The organism is Mangrovivirga cuniculi, assembly GCF_005166025.1.
GTDB lineage: Bacteria > Bacteroidota > Bacteroidia > Cytophagales > Cyclobacteriaceae > Mangrovivirga > Mangrovivirga cuniculi.
Genome location: NZ_CP028923.1, coordinates 95,527 through 117,834, shown reverse-complemented (window position 1 = coordinate 117,834; position 22,308 = coordinate 95,527). Strand labels below are relative to the sequence as shown.

At 36.2% G+C, this 22,308-nt stretch carries 19 protein-coding genes and 1 pseudogene; 17 read left to right on the top strand and 3 right to left on the bottom strand.

Translation table 11 applies throughout. The features are described from left to right. Window positions 1–442: 442 nt before the first annotated feature. From DCC35_RS00525 to DCC35_RS00490, 8 genes are all read left to right on the top strand, one after another. Window positions 443–682, top strand: coding sequence for a hypothetical protein (locus DCC35_RS00525; RefSeq protein WP_137088937.1), 240 nt, complete (start codon window positions 443–445; stop codon window positions 680–682). Between the two features lie 336 nt (window positions 683–1,018). Continuing rightward, entirely contained in the window at window positions 1,019–1,294 is a 276-nt protein-coding gene (locus tag DCC35_RS00520) for a hypothetical protein (protein WP_137088936.1), read from the top strand. A gap of 1,157 nt (window positions 1,295–2,451) precedes the next feature. Continuing rightward, complete coding sequence (locus DCC35_RS00515) at window positions 2,452–2,880, top strand: hypothetical protein (RefSeq protein WP_137088935.1); 429 nt, start codon at window positions 2,452–2,454, stop codon at window positions 2,878–2,880. 686 nt (window positions 2,881–3,566) lie between these two features. Beyond that, complete coding sequence (locus tag DCC35_RS00510; RefSeq protein ID WP_137088934.1) at window positions 3,567–3,749, top strand: hypothetical protein; 183 nt, start codon at window positions 3,567–3,569, stop codon at window positions 3,747–3,749. Window positions 3,750–4,043: 294 nt separating this feature from the next. Further along, window positions 4,044–4,400, top strand: coding sequence for a hypothetical protein (locus DCC35_RS00505; protein ID WP_137088933.1), 357 nt, complete (start codon window positions 4,044–4,046; stop codon window positions 4,398–4,400). Between the two features lie 632 nt (window positions 4,401–5,032). Further along, a complete protein-coding gene (locus DCC35_RS00500) occupies window positions 5,033–5,293 on the top strand; it encodes a hypothetical protein (protein ID WP_137088932.1) in 261 nt (86 codons plus the stop codon). Window positions 5,294–6,380: 1,087 nt separating this feature from the next. Next, the gene (locus DCC35_RS00495) at window positions 6,381–7,376 is read left to right on the top strand and encodes a ribonucleoside-diphosphate reductase small subunit (RefSeq protein WP_137088931.1); all 996 of its coding nucleotides are present in this window, start codon (window positions 6,381–6,383) and stop codon (window positions 7,374–7,376) included. An 81-nt stretch (window positions 7,377–7,457) separates the two neighbouring features. Then, a complete protein-coding gene (locus tag DCC35_RS00490) occupies window positions 7,458–9,848 on the top strand; it encodes a ribonucleoside-diphosphate reductase subunit alpha (protein WP_137088930.1) in 2,391 nt (796 codons plus the stop codon). Between the two features lie 79 nt (window positions 9,849–9,927). Here the strand turns inward: DCC35_RS00490 and DCC35_RS00485 are convergent, their stop codons facing one another. Genes DCC35_RS00485 through DCC35_RS00475 form a run of 3 tightly spaced genes read right to left on the bottom strand, consistent with a single transcriptional unit; the run spans window position 9,928 to window position 12,469 of the window. Next, entirely contained in the window at window positions 9,928–10,680 is a 753-nt protein-coding gene (locus DCC35_RS00485) for a ZIP family metal transporter (protein ID WP_137088929.1), read from the bottom strand. Window positions 10,681–10,684: 4 nt separating this feature from the next. Further along, a complete protein-coding gene (locus DCC35_RS00480; RefSeq protein ID WP_137088928.1) occupies window positions 10,685–11,425 on the bottom strand; it encodes an SAM-dependent methyltransferase in 741 nt (246 codons plus the stop codon). Between the two features lie 3 nt (window positions 11,426–11,428). Next, the gene (locus DCC35_RS00475; protein ID WP_137088927.1) at window positions 11,429–12,469 is read right to left on the bottom strand and encodes an FAD:protein FMN transferase; all 1,041 of its coding nucleotides are present in this window, start codon (window positions 12,467–12,469) and stop codon (window positions 11,429–11,431) included. A gap of 92 nt (window positions 12,470–12,561) precedes the next feature. On the opposite strand from DCC35_RS00475, the gene ruvB reads away from it, so the two are divergent. From ruvB to fabF, 9 genes and pseudogenes are all read left to right on the top strand, one after another. Beyond that, the gene (gene ruvB, locus DCC35_RS00470; RefSeq protein WP_137088926.1) at window positions 12,562–13,599 is read left to right on the top strand and encodes a Holliday junction branch migration DNA helicase RuvB; all 1,038 of its coding nucleotides are present in this window, start codon (window positions 12,562–12,564) and stop codon (window positions 13,597–13,599) included. Then, the gene (gene queG / locus DCC35_RS00465) at window positions 13,592–14,533 is read left to right on the top strand and encodes a tRNA epoxyqueuosine(34) reductase QueG (RefSeq protein WP_137088925.1); all 942 of its coding nucleotides are present in this window, start codon (window positions 13,592–13,594) and stop codon (window positions 14,531–14,533) included. The genes ruvB and queG overlap by 8 nt, the downstream gene beginning before the upstream one ends. A gap of 341 nt (window positions 14,534–14,874) precedes the next feature. Further along, window positions 14,875–16,326, top strand: a complete 1,452-nt coding sequence (locus DCC35_RS00455) for a BatD family protein (protein WP_137088924.1) — start codon at window positions 14,875–14,877, stop codon at window positions 16,324–16,326. Between the two features lie 75 nt (window positions 16,327–16,401). After that, window positions 16,402–17,480: pseudogene (gene aroC / locus DCC35_RS00450) on the top strand (chorismate synthase). A gap of 25 nt (window positions 17,481–17,505) precedes the next feature. Then, the gene (locus DCC35_RS00445; RefSeq protein WP_137088923.1) at window positions 17,506–18,945 is read left to right on the top strand and encodes a dicarboxylate/amino acid:cation symporter; all 1,440 of its coding nucleotides are present in this window, start codon (window positions 17,506–17,508) and stop codon (window positions 18,943–18,945) included. A gap of 48 nt (window positions 18,946–18,993) precedes the next feature. After that, on the top strand, window positions 18,994–19,566 hold the full coding sequence (locus DCC35_RS00440; protein ID WP_137088922.1) for a NifU family protein: 573 nt from the start codon (window positions 18,994–18,996) through the stop codon (window positions 19,564–19,566). A gap of 81 nt (window positions 19,567–19,647) precedes the next feature. Further along, complete coding sequence (locus DCC35_RS00435; protein WP_137088921.1) at window positions 19,648–20,448, top strand: TerC family protein; 801 nt, start codon at window positions 19,648–19,650, stop codon at window positions 20,446–20,448. A 26-nt stretch (window positions 20,449–20,474) separates the two neighbouring features. Next, window positions 20,475–21,047, top strand: coding sequence for a TetR/AcrR family transcriptional regulator (locus tag DCC35_RS00430; RefSeq protein WP_137088920.1), 573 nt, complete (start codon window positions 20,475–20,477; stop codon window positions 21,045–21,047). Between the two features lie 9 nt (window positions 21,048–21,056). Then, a complete protein-coding gene (gene fabF / locus DCC35_RS00425) occupies window positions 21,057–22,307 on the top strand; it encodes a beta-ketoacyl-ACP synthase II (protein WP_137088919.1) in 1,251 nt (416 codons plus the stop codon). Window position 22,308 lies beyond the last annotated feature (1 nt).

The following is a 22,308-nucleotide window of genomic DNA, read 5'->3' as shown; positions in this document are numbered from 1 at the left end:
ATTACAGCATCAATTGGGGTAATTGTCATATATTTATTGATAATAACCCCTCTAATTTTGGATAATGAATATTTTCAGGAATTGGTTTGGCGGGTTCCTGCCTTTCTTATAACTCAAATTGTATTGTTAGTCATTTTCGATTATCTGGTGGCGAAAATGTTGATTAAAAAAACTAAATAACTATTAATGTTGGATAAACCTGGGTTAAGAAAACGCATCTTTAATCCAGGTTTATTTTTTTGTATAGTCAGCTCGTTTGATTTATATCTAATCCCAATGCTGTCTGGAGTTTAGCGACAGCGTAACTTGGGACTTAAAAATAAAAAGCAGGGACTGCATCCCGGTGAATTAAATGTGAATCGCTATAATCCGAACCTTGATTGATTAATGATATTTATTTTTAACATTTCCGAGTCACAGACTCAGCATTTCATGCAAAAGTTTGGAGTTGTCCTGCGGAACACTCCAAACAGCGGGGGCTATAGATATTGATTTATTAGACCAGGGCAGTAAGCCTTGGCGAGCTTTACAAGCAAAAATCCATCAATATATACAAGAGCAGGAAGGGCAATCAAGTATTGGAGTGGACTTTAACAGAAGACCGAATTTTGATGATATAGAAGATTTTCTCAACGGGACAAAAAGTTTGGAAGAAATCACTAACATAATACCATGTATCTAATGAGAGTATTTTTGACTTTAGCAATTGCAATCATTTGGCTGACTTTTGGCTTCAATTTATATTATATAATTAGAGGCTACATTTACATGGCTCATATTTACATTATAACTGGATGGATATGTATGAGTTTAATATGGCTTGCCTTGCTTAAACATAATAAAAATAATGTTGAGAAAAGGTTATACAGAATATATGGATGGTCATTTTTATTTATCCTTACGGGCGTAATAATAGCTATGAAGATATTTTTGTGATTCCGTGGATTGAAAAAAATGGTCTCTTCCTGTAAGTGGAAATAGGATGTTCGGTTTAGAACCTAAACCTGACTGTGGTTATATGTTCTATACAAGAGGTACTGATAGGGCTGTAGATCAACTATCTGGTTTTGTTCGTGATGCTTTAAATGCCACTGAAATTTATGACCTTTTGGATCAGGGCAGCCGACGATGGAACGCACTACAGAGTGCAGTAAAAAACTATGTAATAGAAAGCGGGGGTATAGCAAATGAAAGCGTGGAATTTTACAAGAGACCTAATTTTCAGGAAATAAAAGATTTTTTTGATGGCAAGGCACAAATAGATGATGTTATACAAGTTATTCCATGCAATTAAGATATGAAAACCTTTTTAATTAGTACACTTACAATATTATGGCTAAGGCCAGTATTTATGATTTATATATCTGAAGGATACATGAATCTAACAATAGGATATTATTGGATTTTAATAGTATGTCTCTTCTTAATTTGGTTAGCGCTTTTACGAAATGACAAGTCACAAGATTTGAGAAAGATTTACAGACTAACAGGCTGGTCTTTCCTTTTAAGTTAATTTTTATTTTGGTTATATATGAATCTCTTTTTTAGAGGTGCCCCATTCCAGGAAGTTTTTTATTAAGTCAACAATAGCGATCGTCTAAACCAAGCATCCACATGCTGTCTGGAGTTTAGAAACAGCATAACTTCAGACTTTAAAAATGAAAAGCAGGGATTGTATCCCGGTCAATTAAAAAAGCTTGTTTCTTTATAATCTTGAACACGGTTTAAATAATGTTATCTAGTTTTAGCATGCCCGAGTCACAGACTCTGCATTTCATAAAAAAGTTCGGAGTTTTCCTGTGGAACACTCCAAACAGCGGGGTAAATTTTGAAGATTTGGAGGCAGTATTAGATGGAAGTAAAGAAATTAGTGAACTAGAGTGTAACTAAGTAAATGAAATATCTAAAAAAAGTTTTCCTAGTCAGTTTTATGTGGAATTTTATTTCTACTTCATTGATATTAATTATGATTAAAACTGAAATTATATCAAGTAGTTTTAATAGTATCAGCCCACTGATTTTGTTAATAACATTTTGGTACTATTTAATACCTACAACAATATTTTATGTTTTAAAAAACAAAACTAAAATCAATAAATATTTTATATCTATTTTCAGTATAATCACGCCTATTATTTTATATATCATAACTTCTTCAAATATTTCATTCGGAATGATAAATATATATATTGTGATTTTTATCTTATCGCAGTGTCTTCTGTTAGTCTTTTTCGATTACCTATTAGCGAAAATATTGATTAAAAAAAGTAAATAACTATTAATATTGAATGAATCTGGGTAATAGAACAAATCTTTTGCCCAGGTTTTATTTTTTGTCTTTTAATAATATCTATAGTCTGTCACTAAATAATCTCAATGGACTGGGTGGTTTTATAGACGATGAAAACGTAATGATTTTTAAGAATTAGCTAGTATTCAATCCATCTTACCATGCAATTATTTAAATACTTATTGAAGCTTTCAGGATACTTATTTATAGTATTTAGTTTCGCATTCATTCTTATTGTAGTAGTTGATTACTTGTTTCTTGGAGGCGCACAATTAGAAGGTAAAGGGACTTTGAAAATCATCAGCTATTTTTTAGGTATAATGGTATTTCTATTCCTTTATGGTGGATATTTTCTTAGTCTCATTTTATCTTTTATTTATATTAAAATTAAAGGAAACTCAAATAAATTTATTGGAGCTATAATTTCTTTCATTATAGCTCTTATTGTAACCATTGGGTTTATTCAATATGAAGGTAAAATAGGGTTTGGAGAAGTTCAGGTAATAGTGTCAATTCTTGTGGTAGGAGTGGCATTGGACATGTTAACCAGGAAGTTCCCATACCAGGATAAAAGTCAGAATGAACATTGAGTTTCAACTATACAGTAGAGCCATTCGAATTGATGAATACTTAACATGAAGTATATAATTTATTTATGGATAATTCCCTTAATTATTTTTTTAGAGTTGATAATTAAGGAATTAATAGGGTTATCCGGAATAAGTAATTTAGGATATGTACATACTCTGTCGAAAGGTTTTGGTGACTTTTGGTTTCTTTTTTTGTTTTTTTCTAAGAGTATTATTTGTACACTGGATTGCCTATTTGATTGTGGTTTCAGTTTGTTGGCTCTATGCCAAATACTTAAAAAAATCCAGTATCTACTCAATCTTCATAATCATTTTTATGGTAGTCGTTTATTTAATTCAATTCAAATGGGATATTTATGAAGAGCCCATTGATTGGTTAAGAATTTCTCCATTCACTCTGATTTATTCTGTTCCTATTGGATATTTATTATCACGGTGGTACATGGTTTTAAATAAAAACGAAGCTCAGCAGTTTAAATCAAATAATATTTAATGATTAATATGGCAGGAGAATTGCAAATGCTATTATCCTGCATTATTTATAATTCACCAAGCTGTACGGAGTTTGGCGACAGCATAACTTCAGACTTTAAAAATGAAAAGCAGAGATTGCATCCTGGTCAATCAAAAAAGTTTGTTTCTTTATAATCTTGAACATAGTTTAAATAATATTATTTAGTATTAGCATGTCCGAGTCACAGACTCTGCATTTCATAAAAAAGTTCGGAGTTTTCCTGTGGAACACTCCAAACAGCGGAGGGGCTGCCACAGTGGGATCTATTAATCATAAAAAGCCAGAATTCGAAGATATAGAATCATGTTTTAATGGAGATTTATCACTAAAAGAAATAACCGTACCATGCGATTAATCAATTTATTCTACGTAGCGACAAGTATAATTATATCCATAAGTACTTATTTACTAATCAATGATCCAGGTTTTGAAATTGGTATCTTTCATTTGTTTTTTTGGGTATCAACTATGATAATTTGGTTGGCTCTCTTGCGTAAAGAAAAAAAAATTCGCAATAAGATTCTATCGAAAATATGCCTCGGAGTTTTATTAATTTCATTGTTATCAATAGTTCTATTGCCTTATTATTCCAGTTAAATCTTAACCCTAACGCTTTTTGAATCATGAAACTTCCTGAGATTTTGCCTCCTTGAGTGATCCCTACAATCTGTCTCATCCTGGAAGTGGGAATCGTCAGTTTGATTTAGAGCCGAATGGTTCTGGAGGGTATATATTTTATATCCGGGGTACAGATCGTACGGCAGATGAATTATCGGGTGGGGCTAGAGACATCTTAGAATGGGCTATAGATATTGATTTATTAGACCAAGGCAGTAAGCCTTGGCGAGCTTTACAAGCAAAAATCCATCAATATATACAAGAGCAGGAAGGGCAATCAAGTATTGGAGTGGACTTTAACAGAAGACCGAATTTTGATGATATAGAAGATTTTCTCAACGGGACAAAAAGTTTGGAAGAAATCACTAACATAATACCATGTATCTAATGAGAGTATTTTTGACTTTAGCAATTACAATCATTTGGCTGACTTTTGGCTTCAATTTATATTATATAATTAGAGGCTACATTTACATGGCTCATATTTACATTATAACTGGATGGATATGTATGAGTTTAATATGGCTTGCCTTGCTTAAACATAATAAAAATAATGTTGAGAAAAAGTTATACAGAATATATGGATGGTCATTTTTATTTATTCTTACGGGCGTAATAATAGCTATGAAGATATTTTTGTGATTCCGTGGATTGAAAAAAATGGACTCTTCCTGTAAGTGGAAACCTGTTGTTTGGTTTAAAACCGAATGGTTCTGGAGGATATACATTTTACCCAAGCTGTCTGCAGTTTAGCAATAGCGAAACTTCAGACTTAAAAATGAAAAGCAGGGATTGCATCCCGGTCAATTAAAAAAGTGTATTTGTCTATAATCTTGAACACGGTTTAAAAAATGTTATTTAGTTTTAGCATGTCCGAGTCACAGACTCTGCATTTCATACAAAGGTTTGAAGTTGTCCTGCGGAACACTCCAAACCGCGGGGATGCTTTCAATTTTTAGGAATTATTATCAATCCTAACCAGACATTAGTATTCATGATAAAGCATAAAATCAACTAACTATGAATGTATTAAAAGGGATGTTTTACATTTCATTAATACTGGGATTTATTGCATTCATATATATGCGATATATATTATATATGCCGGGTAATGGGATATTGTTTATGTTTCCAGCAGCAGTATGCATTATTTCTGTCATTTTACATACTGCATTAAATATCTCTAAAAAAGAAGGGAAAAATGTAAATAAAAGCCTCAAGCTTTGGGGAGCTTTAGGAGGGACATCATTATTAATAGTTTTATTGATTAATTTTTTCTAATAATACAAAGTAAGAATAGGAATATTATAGTTTAGTTTATGCGGCTGCTAGATTAATTATTCTTTACTTTATCAATGATATTCATAAAAGTTTGTTTTTTTTCTGGTTAGTGATTTTCCTCATTTTACCACCCGCTGCTGTCTGAAGTTTAGCGACAGCATAACTTCAGATTTTAAAAATGAAAAGCAGGGATTGCATCCCGGTCAATTAAAAAAGTTTGTTTCTTTATAATCTTGAACACGGTTTAAATAATGTTATCTAGTTTTAGCATGTCCGAGTCGCAGGCTCTGCATTTATATAAAAGTTTGAAGTTGTCCTGTGGAACACTTCAAACAGCGGGGGTGGAAAGTTTCTGTATATATATTAAGGTATAAAACCCTGACACTTTTCTACAATTGAGAAAAACTATATCCTAACCTATTTTGACAACATACTTAATTTTTTATCGTTTCATTTATTGGGTTTTCTTAATATAAATACTAATTTAAGAGGGTCGTTGTTTGTTAAACGTTTAAGAAGGGTTGATTTTCTCTCTTTGGAAAAATCAGAGACAGAATTTGGAGTAAAAAGAATAAAAATACTCCGAAAAAGACCGGGATTTTTTCTAAAAATTGATCAAAAAAATTTTTTTTAAGGAAAAAATTAAAAAAAATTGAGTGAAAATTCTTCTGTTTTGAAAACACCAATAAAGACTTTTTTATTTAAGAATTCTTAATAAAACAAACCCGAAAAACAGCCTCAAAATGATAGATACTCGTCATGATGAGCAAAAACAAAAAATTAAATTAAGTTGTTGAAAATCAATGTTTTAGTTATAGATGATATTAAAAATAAATTATAAAATCAAGACCATTAATCGAATATTTTTTTGTTGAAATCTTACTTTGATTTTATGCATTCATTTTACAATTTTGTAACAGTATCAGATGGTGGCTACAGGGAAAAACGCGAGGGAGGTTTGGACCCTGAGAGATTAATCGACAGCCATCAAAATCACTACGATATTGATTTTATTTAGATAAGTATGATAATCGCACAACAGTTGCGTGTTAAGACTGTTTGTATCTAAAAAACCTGACTAATTATTATGAGTGAAGTAAATAAGAACGTTGACGAGCCAATCTTACAAGACAATCCGGACCGATTTGTGTTGTTTCCAATTCAGCACAATGATATTTGGGAATTTTATAAGAAAGCGGAAGCAAGTTTTTGGACTGCAGAGGAGATCGATCTGAGCCAGGACCTGAAAGACTGGGAAAACCTGAATGACGGGGAAAGACATTTTATTAAACATGTATTGGCATTCTTTGCTGCCAGCGATGGAATTGTAAATGAAAACCTTGCTGAACATTTTGTTGCTGAAGTACAGTATACTGAGGCGAAATTCTTCTATGGTTTCCAGATTGCAATTGAAAATATTCACTCAGAAACCTATTCATTACTGATCGATACGTATGTAAAAGACGGTAAAGAAAAGGATTACTTGTTCAACGCAATTGAGACTATGGATTGCGTTAAGAAGAAAGCAGACTGGGCATTGAGGTGGATTGATAATGGTAGTTTCCAGGAAAGACTAATTGCATTTGCTGCAGTGGAAGGAATCTTCTTCAGTGGTAGCTTCTGTTCTATTTTCTGGTTGAAGAAAAGAGGATTAATGCCGGGACTAAGTTTCTCAAACGAATTAATTTCAAGAGACGAAGGTCTACACTGTGATTTTGCTTGTCTCATTTATAACAATCACGTTAAGAACAAATTATCCAAAGATAAAATAAGAGAGATCATTACTGATGCAGTAGAGATCGAGAAAGAATTCGTTACTGATGCATTACCAGTTAAACTAATCGGTATGAATGCTGATCTAATGTGTCAATACATCGAGTTTGTAGCTGACAGGTTATTGAGTGAGCTGGAATGCGACAAAGTTTACAATGCAACGAATCCATTCGATTTCATGGAGATGATATCTCTTCAGGGTAAAACAAACTTCTTTGAAAAAAGAGTTGGCGATTACCAAAAAGCTGGTGTAATGCAAGACAAATCAGGAGGAGACAAACCTCGCTTCAGTCTTGATGAAGATTTTTAAAAAAATCTTATAAAATTTATTTTAAGTTAATATCTTGTTAAAGATTAATTTATCTGCTAAAAAATTAAAATCTGAGCCCAAATGTATGTAGTTAAAAGAGACGGAAGGCGTGAATCAGTAAAATTTGACAAAGTTACTGCGCGTATCGAACGTTTATGTTACGGATTGGACCGTAACTACATAGAGCCGGTTGACATTGCTAAAAAAGTAATTTCTGGTATCTATGATGGTGTTACCACTGTCCAATTGGACAACCTGGCTGCTGAAACAGCTGCAAGTTTAACTGTTAAGCATCCTGATTTTGCGATTCTGGCTGCCAGAATAGCGATTTCAAACCTTCATAAGGTTACGAGCAAATCATTCTCAAATACAATGAAACGCTTGTATACATATGAAGATAAAAATACAGGAGACCACGCTCCTTTGATTTCTAAAGAAGCGTATGAAGTAATCAGAAAAAATGCAGCTCTGTTAGATTCAGCGATCATTTATGACAGGGACTTCAACTATGATTACTTTGGGTTCAAGACTCTGGAAAAATCATATTTACTGAAACTTGATGGTCAAATTGTTGAGCGCCCACAGCACATGTTAATGCGTGTTGCAGTTGGTATTCACATGGACGATCTGGATTCAGTAATTGAAACATATAATCTGTTATCAGAAAAGTGGTTCACACATGCAACTCCGACATTATTTAATGCGGCTACACCGAAGCCACAAATGTCGAGCTGCTTCCTGTTAACTATGAAAGATGACAGTATTGACGGTATTTATGATACCCTTAAGCAGTGTGCTAAAATTTCACAGTCTGCTGGTGGTATCGGTTTAAGCATCCATAATGTTCGTGCAACCGGCGCTTATATTAAAGGAACTAACGGAGTGTCAAACGGTATCGTTCCGATGCTGAGAAACTTCGATATGACTGCAAGATATGTAGACCAGGGTGGCGGGAAACGTAAAGGTAGTTTTGCCATCTATCTGGAGCCCTGGCATGCTGATATCTTCTCTTTCCTTGATCTGAAGAAAAATCATGGTAAAGAAGAACTCAGAGCCCGAGATCTTTTCTATGCGCTATGGATTCCCGATTTATTCATGCAACGCGTAGAAGAGAATGGAGACTGGACACTTTTCAGTCCTGATGAAGCTCCGGGACTGCACGAGGCATATGGTGATGAGTTTGCTAAACTCTATGCCAAATATGAAAAAGAAGGTAAAGGCAGAAAGACTGTAAAAGCACAGGAACTTTGGTTTGAGATCCTTGAGTCTCAAATCGAAACAGGTACTCCTTACATGCTTTACAAGGATGCTGCAAACAATAAATCGAACCAGAAAAACTTAGGTACAATCAAATCAAGTAACCTGTGTACTGAGATTATAGAGTATACAGCACCTGATGAAGTAGCGGTTTGTAACCTGGCTTCATTGTCGCTTCCTAAGTTCGTGGTCGATGGTAAGTTTGATCACCAAAAACTTTATGAAATAACTAAAGTAGTTACTAAAAACCTTAACAAGGTTATTGATAGAAACTACTACCCAGTCGAAGAGGCTAAGAACTCAAATATGAGACACAGACCAATCGGTCTGGGTGTTCAGGGTCTTGCAGATACGTTCATGTTATTACGTTATCCGTTTGATTCTGAAGAAGCTAAAAACCTCAACGAAGATATATTTGAAACCATGTACTATGCCGCTATGGAATCTTCTATGGAGATGGCTATCGAGGAAGGTACATATAAGACCTATGAAGGTTCTCCGGTTTCAAAAGGTATTTTCCAGTTTGATATGTGGGGAGTTAACCCTAAGTCAGGCAGATGGGATTGGACAGATCTTAAGAGAAGAGTTAAGAAAAACGGAGTTCGTAATTCATTACTGATGGCTCCAATGCCAACAGCAAGTACTTCACAGATACTTGGTAACAATGAGTGTTTCGAACCTTATACTTCAAATATCTATACTCGTCGTACTCTTTCAGGAGAATTCATCGTTGTGAATAAACACCTGATGAGAGACCTTATCGAATTGGGTATTTGGAATGATAAAATGAAAAACAGACTGATAGAAGCAAATGGTTCTATTCAGAATATGCCTGAAATTCCTCAGCGTATCAAAGATCTTTATAAAACTGTCTGGGAGATCTCTCAGAAGCAGATCCTTGAAATGGCTGCGGATCGTGGACCATACATCTGTCAGAGTCAGAGTTTGAACATCCACATGGATAATCCAAACTTTGGTAAGATGACTTCAATGCATTTCCATGCATGGAAAAAAGGTCTGAAAACAGGTATGTACTACTTAAGATCTAAAGCTGCAACTTCAGCAATCCAGTTTACTGTTGAGAAATCGAAGGCTCAGGAAGAGGGACCAACAGCTAAATCATTGGAAGAAAGAGAAGCTGAAGCACTACAAAAACGCAATGATATGGCTTGTTCTCTGGACGATCCTGAAAATTGCGAGTCTTGCAGCGGTTAATTTAGCAGATTAACATCTTTAAATAGAAAAGCCATTTCAATCGAAATGGCTTTTTTTATTATATAATAAGTAATTTTTATTAAAATATAAACTCCGTAAAAATCGCTAAAGCCGCACCGGCTAAAGCAACAATAAATCTCGTAGGATTAATTTTGTGTTCAGGAGAGGTCTCATAGAAAATAGTGGTCGATATCTGTAAAAAACTTCCACTTACCAGAGCATATACGTAACTCATGTTTTCAGCAGTAACCAGATTATTTTGGGAGAGCCAATATTCTGAGACCATACCGATCGGTGACATTATCGAAAATATGATCAGGTAAATAATCGCTGTTTTTCTGCTTTTGACACTTTCCCATAATACCAGTGTCAAAGCAAAAGCTGCCGGCATTTTGTGAAGTAAGATTCCAATAAGTACACTGCCATCTCCATGATCATGATGATGGCCGATAGTATATGGGTTTCCTATCAATGTTCCTTCTAATATGGAATGGATACACAGTCCAATCATAAGGGAAATTGCAGTTGGATGGAAAGGTTTACTTTCAATATCAAATGCATGCCTGTGACCATGTTCAATTCCCTGGGATAAATTTTCCAGCAAAAGTTGAAGGAAGAACCCACCTAAAATAAATATTCCCAAGGTTAATGAGGCCCTGTTATTTATGTAATAGACCTGTGGGAGAATATGAGTAATGGTAATAGAAAACAGGTAAGCGCCGCCAAAAGTAAGTGCCGGTTTATAAAAAGTAAGCTTCTTTTTGCCAAAATAGAAGGCAGTTAATCCTGCTCCTACCGTGAAAAGTATTAAAATGACAGAGTTTAAAATCATTGTCTTATTTCTCTAATAAAAAGATCATTCTATTGCTGGATGTTGCTTCATAAGGTGAAAGATCATGATCTCCCCATATTTCTTTCACTTTGAAATTTGCTTTTCTGAAGTGATCCAGAAATTCAATTCTTCTTATTGCTTTTACTCTTTCTTCATATTCATGTATCTCACCATCATCTTCGATTCTGATTTCCTTTATGATAGTACAACTTTGTTCATCAAACTCCTTTGTGATATGAAAATCAACACCCTCAAGTTTTTTATGTTCTTGCGGTGTAAGGCTGTTGATTATGGTATATGGATTCAGGAAGTCTAAAACGAATTTACCTCCTGGTTTCAAAGCTTTATACACTGCATCGATCACCGCCTGATCCTCGTCATCCGTTTTAAAGTAACCAAAGCTGGTGAACATATTGACTACATAATCAAATTCCTCTTCAGCAAAGGTCTCACGCATATCATGCTCTTTGAATCTTAGACTTTCATTAGCAAATGTATTCGCCTCAGCAATGTTTTCAGCAGATAGATCAAGTCCGGTCACATCCAGGCCCAGGTTATTGAGGTAAATAGAATGTCTTCCTTTGCCACAGGCCAGATCACAGATCTTTTCGCCATTGCTAAAATTCAGGACCCTGGCCAGGTTATCAATAAAAAACCGGGCTTCATCGTGATCTCTGTGTTTATATAGAATATGGTAATAAGGAGAGTCAAACCACTCATCAAACCATTCTTTATTATTTCCCATTAATTAATCTATTAGTTTGATGTTTTTTTCTAATGAAGGACTAACGTAAGTTTTATATTTTCCTTCCTGATCATTATAAATCAGGATTACCTGTAAATTTTCTCTTTCCGCTATTTCTTTACTTTTCTCAAGTCCTGAAACCATAAAGGCCGTTGCATAAGCATCTGCAGTCATACATTCATCTGCGATAACTGAAGCACTTAATAATTGATGAAAGACAGGGTAGCCGGTAATCGGACTGATTGTATGGGCATATTTAATTCCATCTTTAACATAAAAGTTTCGGTAATTACCAGAAGTTGCAAGGGCCTTATCTTTTAATTTGACAATTGCACTCATGTTTTTTCCTTGCTCCACATTTTCCATGGGTCTGTCAATACCAACAGCCCAGGGTTCACCTTCGTGGTTTATTCCTTTACACCGAACTTCACCTCCAATTTCAACTAAGAAATTATTTATTCCTTCATTAATAAGTAATTCACTGATCACATCCACTCCATAACCTTTGGCAATAGCACTAAAGTCTAATTCGACTCCTTCTTTTTCTTTGACAACATAATTTTCAGTATATCTGATCATATCGAAACCCACCCTATCGAGTGCTTTTTCGATATCGGCACTATCAACATTTGCCATTTCATCAGGTCCAAAACCCCAGAGGCTTACTAAAGGCATGACCGTAGGATCAAAAGCTCCATTTGTTTTCCGGTGAATTATTTCGGATCTTTTTAAAACAGGATAAAAATAAGGAAGATCAAAATTCAGTGAATCCTGCCTGTTAAATACGCTGATCTCTGAATCCTGGATATACGTTGATAAACTTTCATTAAATACCTCCAGGGTGGAGTCAATTATGGGTTTGAAGTTTCTCTCAAGACTATCAAGGTACTTTATATTATAATACGTACCCATGGTTTTGCCTGTAACAGCTACTAAATTTGTTTTGGTGTCAGTCTTTTCCTGATTACGGCATTGATAGACAGCAAAGATAGCTACAAGCAATACAACAGTATATATCGCGTTTTTAATTCGGTTGTTGATCATTTTCTTTTTGCAATTATGTTGCAATTTACAAGTCAATTTATGAAAATCCTGCTTAGTTGCTTACTTTTGTATAATAGAGAATCCTGTTAGGAATGAGAGAGGAATATTTACAGCCAGATAAGAATTTTTTAAGCCCCGGAGATAAGGAAATTGAAAAGGCATTGAGACCATTGTCTTTTGAGGATTTTACCGGGCAACGGAAAGTAGTTGAAAACATTAAGATTTTTGTTGAGGCTGCGAGGAAGAGAGAAGAAGCACTGGATCATGTTTTACTACATGGCCCTCCCGGTCTGGGAAAGACGACTCTTTCACATATTATTTCAAATGAACTTGGGGCGAATATAAAGATCAGTTCCGGTCCTGTGTTAGATAAGCCCAGTGACCTTGCAGGATTATTAACCAACCTGGAGCCCAATGACGTTTTATTTATTGATGAGATCCATAGGTTAAATCCAATTGTAGAGGAGTATCTGTACTCAGCTATGGAGGATTACAAAATAGATATCATGCTGGATAGTGGGCCATCCGCCCGTACAGTACAGATCACTCTTAATCCATTTACATTAATTGGGGCGACTACAAGGTCGGGTTTATTAACCTCACCACTAAGAGCCAGGTTTGGTATTAATGCCAGGCTTGAATATTACGATGCTGAAATGCTGAAAACTATAGTTCAGCGTTCTGCAGGTATTCTCTCTACACCGATAGAAGATAATGCAGCCGTCGAAATTGCCGGAAGAAGCAGAGGTACACCGAGAATTGCTAATAACCTGTTAAGAAGAACGAGGGATTTTGCACAGGTGAAAGGTGATGGAACAATCACCAAAGGAATTGCGGAAATGGCTCTTAATGCCCTGGAGGTAGATAAAAATGGCCTTGACCTGATGGACAACCGGATACTACTGACCATCATAGAGAAATTTAACGGCGGGCCGGTTGGTATTACTACAATCGCAACAGCTTGCGGTGAAGATGGAGAGACCATAGAGGAAGTATACGAACCATTCCTGATCCAGGAAGGATATATTAAAAGAACAGCAAGAGGAAGGCAAGCAACTCCACTTGCATACAAGCACCTCAATATTACTATGCCGGGTAGACTAGGAAGTTTATTCGATTCAGATGAGTAGCAATAAAACAGTAAAAAATACTGAAATACTTAAAAAGCTTGCTTCGGATCATGGCTTTTCATTTTGTGGTGTATCAAAAGCTGAGTTTCTGGAATCTGAAGCTGGCCGGCTTGAAGAATGGCTGAAAAGAGGCTACCAGGGAAAAATGTCTTATCTTGAAAACCACTTTGATAAACGGCTTGACCCGACTTTATTAGTTCCCGGAGCCAAGAGTGTGGTAAGTCTGATTTATAATTATTTTCCTCCTGAAGATAATCACCAACGAACTGATTCTTATAAAATAGCTCGCTATGCCTATGGCAAAGATTATCATTATGTAGTTAAAGATAAGCTTCGGGAGTTAGTTCACGACCTTAAAAAAGAAGTAGGTGATGTGGACGGTCGGGTATTTGTCGATTCTGCTCCTGTGATGGAACGTTCCTGGGCTGAGAAAAGTGGCATCGGCTGGGTTGGAAAAAACAGTCTATTGCTAAACCGTTCGATGGGAAGTTATTTTTTTCTTGCAGAGCTGATCATTGATCTTGAGTTAATTCCTGATGCCCCTACAAAAGATTATTGTGGTACTTGTACTGCGTGTATGGATGCTTGCCCGACTGATGCAATTCCCGAATCAGGAGTTGTAGACGGTAGTAAATGTATTTCCTACCTGACAATTGAGCTCAAAGATGATATCCCCGCCGAATTTTCCAATAAAATGAATGATTGGATCTTTGGTTGTGATATATGTCAGGAAGTTTGCCCATGGAACAGGTTTTCTACTCCACATAATGAAAAAGATTTTCTCCCAAATGATTTTATTCAAAATGCCACCAGGCAGGAATGGCAGGAAATGACCAAAGAAATATTTAATGAAGTTTTTAGGAAATCGCCTGTTAAGAGAACTAAGTACAGTGGGTTGAAAAGAAATATTGAATTTATAAAGAAAGATCAATAAAAAAAGCTACCCGGAGGTAGCTTTTATATCTTTATTTAACAAAAACTTTTTGAAGTACTAAAGGGTATTTAGTGTAAAATCTACGGTAACACCATTTTTTTAACTGGTGTATTTCTCGTGGCAATAACATGTTTAATGCTTTTTTTAACTCCTTTTCAAATAGTTCGCGGTTAAAACTTACTTTTGACAAGATCGTTTTAACGTACTCTAGCATTTTCATGGGCAAATATCGTTTTAGGGGTTAATTTTTGTTAAGTCAATCAGTATAATTTACGATTTTTTTAATCATTTTAAAACTTTAGGATAACTTTGAGAAGTAATAAATTGATCGATCATTATACATGCTAAGAACGTCGGGAAAAATATTAAAGTATTTATTTGTTCTTATTTTTTTGTGTTTTGGGCCTGAAATAGTCGCTCAGGATATAAAAGTGGAGCTAGGGAAGAGTGAGGTGGCATTAAATGAAATGTTCACAATAACAGTATCTGTTCAGGATGGACAGGTAAGAAATTTAAGCGGATTTCCGGAAATTCCGGGATTTATCAAACGAGGCACATCAAGAAGCTCATCTACAACGATTGTCAACTCCCAGGTTACACGTACTTTTAGCATAACTCAAAACTATCTTCCTCAAAAAGAAGGGACTTTCAGGGTTCCTGATTTTACCATAAAAGCCAACGGAGAAAATATCCCTGTTTCGGGAAAGACTGTTAAAGTTGGACCGAAAAAGCAACAGCAATATTATGACCCCTTCAGTGATATTTTTGGAGATAGGTCTCCAAATCGTCAGGAACCTGAATTTATCGAGTTGGAGGATGATGCTTTCGTTGCTGTGACTACAGATAAAGACGAAGTCTATGTAGGGGAAGGGTTTCATATGCGATTTTCATTTTATGTAGCACTGGCTAATAAAGCACCGTTAAGCTGGCATGAGATGGATCAGCAATTGTCAGAAATCCAAAAAGTGATCAAACCAGAAAATAGCTGGGAAGAAAACTTTGATATTAGGCAAATCCAGGAGGACAGGGTTTCTATAAATGGAAAGCCGTATTATCGATATGATCTTTTTGAGGCAACTTTTTATCCTTTGACGGAGGAAAATATTGAGATACCTGCGGTCGAATTTGACATGCAAAAATCTAAAATTGCCAAAAACCGGAGCTTTTTTAGTTTCGGCCCAAGCAGAAAAGCTGAGATAAAGACCTATAAAAGTAAGCCAAAAACCATCAAAGTTAAACCGTTACCTGACCATCCTTTAAAAAATGAAGTAAGTGTTGGGGTTTTCAGACTGGAAGAATCCATTAATAAAAAGACATTAGAGACCGGTGAAAGCTTTAAGTATAACATTACTATTGAAGGTGAAGGTAACATTGCCGGTATAAAGTTAAATCCTGAGATGGATAAAAAACTGGATCTTTTTGATCCGGAAGAATCAAGAAATATTATAAGAAGAGGTAACTCTGTAATTGGAAATGCTTCTTACAGTTACTTTGGTATTCCACAAGTTCCTGGTGAGTACGATATGAGTGATTACTTTTCATGGGTTTATTTCGATCCGGTAAAAGAAAAATATGACACTCTAAAATCTGATATCAGTATTATTGTTACAGGTGAAAGTCTGGTAGACAGGGAGATTTCTTCTAAAGCATTAGATTCATTTTATGATCTTATTGGTCAATCTCAAAACGACCTGAAATCGCGAGATGGATTTGATGACGTGATTCCATATATTTTTAATGGACTGGCTATCTTGCTATTGGCTTTTGCAGGCTGGTTTATGTTTAAATCCTGACATTAACGGCCTCCTTTTTCGATTTTTTAGCTTTTTGTCTTTATTTTGCAACTCATTTTATCATAATCAATCAAAATGGGTAATAGTTTTGGCAAGTTGTTTAAGATAACAACTTATGGTGAGTCACATGGATCGGGAGTAGGAGTAGTCATTGACGGCTGTCCTGCTGGTGTTACTTTTGATGAGGAATTCATTCAATTGCAATTACAACGAAGAAAACCCGGACAATCCAAAATAACTACTCAACGTCGTGAAGAAGATCTTTTCGAAGTTAAAAGTGGAGTGTTTGATGGTGTGACAACCGGAATGCCAATTGCTCTTTTCATTCCTAATAGTAATCAGCGTAGTAAAGATTATAGTCACATAGCTGAAAAGTTCAGGCCTTCCCATGCAGATTACACCTACCAGGAAAAGTTTGGTGTCCGCGATTACCGCGGAGGTGGTCGTAGTAGTGCACGTGAAACCGCTGCAAGAGTAGCGGCAGGGGCAGTGGCCCAGTTGTTATTAAAACAATATGGGATTGATATTAAAGCTTATGTGTCCTGCGTTGGAGATTTAAAATTAGACAAGAGCTACAAAGAACTGGATCTTTCTAAAATCGATGATAACATCGTTCGATGCCCTGACGAGAATATGGCTGTTAAAATGATTGACAGGATAGATGAAGTTAGAAAAAGCAGGGATACCATCGGTGGTGTTGTGACTGGTGTGATTCGAAATGTGCCTGTTGGCCTTGGTGAACCAGTATTTGACCGATTGCATGCTAATCTTGGACATGCAATGTTAAGTATCAATGCAGTGAAAGGATTTGAATATGGTAGTGGTTTTGATGGGGTGTCAATGCTGGGATCAGAACATAATGATGAATTCTATAAAGATGAAGACGGAAAGATCCGAACACATACTAATCACTCAGGTGGAATTCAGGGGGAATAAGTAATGGTGAAGATGTTTACTTCAATGTTGCGTTTAAGCCTGTGGCTACTATAATGAAAGATCAAAAGAGTATTGATCAATCCGGAAATGAAACGACAGTTAGTGGAAAAGGAAGGCATGATCCATGTGTATTGCCACGTGCTGTGCCAATCGTAGAAGCAATGGCAGCTCTTGTTATTGCAGATAATATATTGATAAACAGAACCCGAAAAATATAGTTAAGAAGATCTTAAATTTTTTAAAATGAAGAAGCTCCCTTTACATATTAAAATTATCATTGGCCTTGTACTAGGTATTATCTGGGCATTTGTTTCCAGTCATTTTGGATGGAATCAATTTACCATTGACTGGATCGATCCCTTCGGTAAAATTTTTATTAGAATATTAAAAGCTATTGCAGTTCCATTGGTGTTGTTATCCATTATCAGTGGAGTGTCGAGCTTAAATGATATTTCTAATCTGGGAAGGTTAGGGGCTAAAACTATTGGTTTTTACTTAACCACCACGGTGGTTGCTGTAGGTCTTGGGTTGATTTTGGTAAACCTTGTAAAGCCAGGTGATTTTGTCGATGAAGATCAGCGGGTTAAAAACAGAATAAAATACGAATTGTGGGTGAAGGATAATCCTGATGTTCCCCGTCCAAAAGATGGCCGATCTTTCCTTGAAGAGCAAAAATATGCAAACCTGGTTTCGGAAGCCATGGGTGAAGGAGAGATTGATTCCTTACAACAGGCAACTGAAAGTTCTGATGAACGAGTACAGGAATTATCTCAGTCTGCTGATCAAACTGCTGACCAGGGGCCCTTACAATTTTTCGTGGATATGGTGCCTGAAAATATTTTTGCTGCATTTGGCACCAATAGTGGTATGTTACAGGTGATCTTTTTTGCCTTATTTTTTGGGATAACCCTGGCGCTATTGCCCAACGAAAAAGTTAAAGGAGTAACTGATTTTGTAAATGGAGCCAATGAGGTAATACTTAAAATGGTTGATTTAACCATGAAAGCTGCACCTTTCTTCGTTTTCGCACTTTTAGCTGGAGTTATATCTAAAATGGCAGATACACCGGCTGAAGTATTTCAAATATTTAAGGGACTCGGATCCTATTCACTTACATTGTTATTCGGATTGCTGTTTTTAATCTTCCTTTATCCTCTGGTAGTTTCTGCTTTGGTTAAAAAACTAAGTTTTAAGAGCTTTTTAAGAAGAATAAGCCCTGCCCAGTTCTTAGCTTTTTCAACGTCGAGTAGTGCAGCTACCCTGCCGGTAACGATGGAATGTGTAGAAGACAATGTGGGGGTCCCAAAAAAGATATCAAGTTTTGTGCTTCCAATTGGAGCAACTGTAAATATGGATGGTACGAGTATGTACCAGGCAATAGCTGTGGTTTTTCTGGCTCAGTTACATATGGTTGATTTGTCCCTCGGGCAACAGTTAACCATTGTACTGACTGCCACTTTAGCTTCTATCGGATCAGCAGCTGTTCCTAGTGCAGGATTAGTTATGATGATCATTGTATTAAATTCTGTCGGGTTAAATCCTGCCTGGGTTGCAATTATTTTCCCGGTTGACCGTATTCTGGACATGTTCAGAACTGTAGTCAACGTGACAGGTGATGCAACAGTGGCTACGTTGGTAGCCAGTAGCGAAGGGCCATTGGAAAATTCGGAAACCCATGATTGATATTTTCGTTAGTGGCAATAAAAGGAATTAATAGATAAGTATTAAAATATGCAAACTCAAGAAGTGATCAATATATACATGGAGGCTAATCCTAATCCCAACTCCATGAAATTCGTAGCTAACATTATGCTATTACCTGCAGGTGAAAGTTTGGATTTCCCTGATGCAGAGTCAGCAAAGCATGCACCGTTGGCAAAAAAACTTTTTGAATTACCTTATGTAGACAGAGTTTTTTATATGTCAAATTTTGTGACTATAACAAAACCTGAAGATAAAGATTGGGTAGAGATTCAGAATGAGATCAAATCCTTGATTAAAGGTCATCTTGAAAGCGGAGAACCTATTCTTACACCTGAAGCATTGCAAGATGAAGAAGAGGTAGAGAAATCTCCTTATGATGAAAAGATCATGATGATTCTTGATGAATATATTAAGCCTGCAGTTGAAGGAGACGGGGGTGCAATCACATTCCATTCTTTTAAAGATGGAGTAGTTAAAGTGATTTTACAAGGTGCTTGTTCAGGATGTCCTTCCAGCACAGTTACTTTAAAAGCAGGAATCGAAAATTTACTTCAGCGTATGATGCCGGAGGTAAAAGAAGTTGAGGCCATAAATATGTAATTGAAAATATCAATTAGAATATAATAAACCCTTGAGTGAGATAGCTTAAGGGTTTTTTTAGTATAAAACACTATTATTAACATGGAAGAATTATTTACAGTCGGTGCTCTTATCAGTTTTTTGTCCCTGGCACTGATGGAGATCGTTTTAGGTATTGATAACATTATTTTTATTTCGATCCTGACCGGTAAAATGAAGCCGGAGGATCAAAAAAAAGGTCGTATAATAGGAATCAGTGCCGCTTTATTGGTAAGGATCATTCTTTTATTTGGGATCAGTGTTTTAGTTGGTTTTCAGAAGCCAATGTTTATAATAGATGATTTTTCACTTTTTGGAGGAGAAATTATTGATCACTTCGAGTTTACAGGCAGGGATTTGATCTTGTTGTTAGGTGGTTTATTTTTAATTTATAAGAGTACCACCGAAATACATCATAAACTTGAAGGAATTGCAGAAGATGCTAAAACTGCGGTCGCAATGTCGATGGGGAAAGCGATAACACAGATTATATTACTGGATGTAGTTTTTTCTTTTGACTCAATATTAACTGCAATTGGCCTGGTAGACGATCCCAATTCAAAAGCTAATTTTATAATTATGGTGTCTGCAATTGTTATTTCAATGATAGTAATGCTGGCAGCCGCGAAGTCTATTTCAGACTTTATAGAGAAACATCCTACTGTCAAGATGCTTGCCCTGTCATTCTTGTTAATGATCGGTCTTTTGTTATTTGTTGAAAGTTTTCATGTGCATGTTCCGAAAGGATATGTTTACTTTGCTATCTTCTTTTCTCTTTTTGTAGAAGTCTTGAATCTAAGAATGAAAAAGAAAAGAGGAAAGCCGGTTCACTTGGTTGACAGCCATTATGAGGAATCAAATTAAAGGTATTAGCGGTTAATGTAATTTATATGAGTGAGGAAGCGAATAATACGAAAATAAAGATCCTTGAGCTTGGAGATGACTTTCTTCGTTCAAGAGGATTTAACTCTTTTAGTTTTAAAGATATTTCGGATGAACTGGGATTAAAAAAGGCGGCGGTGCATTATCACTATCCGACTAAAGAAGACCTTGGGAATGAAATCATCAACAAAGCAAAGGAGCGTTTGAAGTCTTTTATCATTAGTGTTGATGGGACTGAAAAAAACGAATGGCAGAAGCTTTCGGATTTTCTGGAATTTTATGCTAAATATTTAGAGGAAGAACACATTTGCCTGATCGGATCCGTTGGTGCTGAATTTCACACTCTGCCGGATACTATGCAGGATAATGCCAAACAGTTTATTGCCAGTGCAGTTGGCTGGCTGACCGAGCTGCTTGAACTAGGTAAAAACAAAGGTATTTTCCAGTTTAATGGTGAACCAGATGCCAGGGCATTAATGATTTTAGCAAATATGTCTGGTGGACTATTATTAGCAAGGATGTTTGGCGAGGATCAGTTTTCAAAAATTGTCAATGGTGTCAAGCAAAGTTTAATGAACTAATATTATTTTATGAGCCAACGAGTAGTAATTACCGGAATGGGGGCCCTGAGCCCGGTGGGTGAGTCAGTATCAGAATTTTGGGATTCATTGATAAATGGTAAGGCGGGGGCTGCAAAAATTACCAAGTTTGACCCACAATATTTCAAAACTAATTTCGCGGGTGAACTGAAAAACTTTTCTGTTTCTGATCATTTTGACAGAAAGGAAGCCAGAAAATATGATCCTTATTGTCATTATGCTTTGGTAGCAGCCAGAGAAGCAATGAATAATGCCGGGATCACCAAAGATGATGTAAAAGACCCAAGGAGAGCCGGTGTGATTTGGTCATCTGCGAATGGTGGGATTACTACTTTCGAACAAGGCACGAAAGAATATTTCGAAAACCCGGAAACCCCGAGGTATAGTCCTTTCTTTATTCCAAAAATTCTTGTTGATACAGCATCAGGTTTGATCGCTATGGAGTTCGGTTTGATGGGTGTTAATTATTGCCCTGTTTCAGCTTGTGCTTCATCTACGGCTTCAATTATTGAAGCATTCAGAAATATCAAGGAAGGCAGAGCTGATGTTATGGTTGCTGGTGGTTCAGAGGCACCCATCACCCATGCAGCTCTTGGAGGTTTTAGTGCTTTAAAGGCTTTATCGACAAGAAATGATGATCCTGCGAAAGCTTCCAGGCCTTTTGATCGCGATCGTGATGGTTTCGTAATGTCAGAAGGATCAGGAGCCTTAATACTGGAGTCATTAGATCATGCACAAGCAAGAGGTGCAAATATATTAGCTGAAATAACCGGAGGCGGTATGAGTGCCGATGCCTACCATATGACAGCTACTCATCCAGATGGTGAAGGAGCTGTGTGGAGTATGCAGCAAGCTCTTGATGAGTCAGGCATTACAGTTGATGATCTTGATCATATTAATGCGCATGCTACATCTACCCCTGTAGGTGATATTTCTGAATTGAAAGCGGTAAAATCACTGACTGGCAATCGGTTTAAAGAAATTCCTGTAACGGCTACTAAGTCAATTACGGGGCATTTATTAGGTGCAGCCGGGGCAATTGAAGGTGTAGCCCTTGTCAAAACTTTAGAAGAACAAACAATTCCGGGAACGATCAATCTTGAAAATATTGATGAAAACCTACCTGAAGGAGCGTTAATTGTAAAAGAAACTCAAAGTCATAGAATGACCTATGCGCTAAGCAATACATTTGGTTTTGGTGGACACAATGCCAGTATCGTAATGAAAAAATGGAATGCCTGAG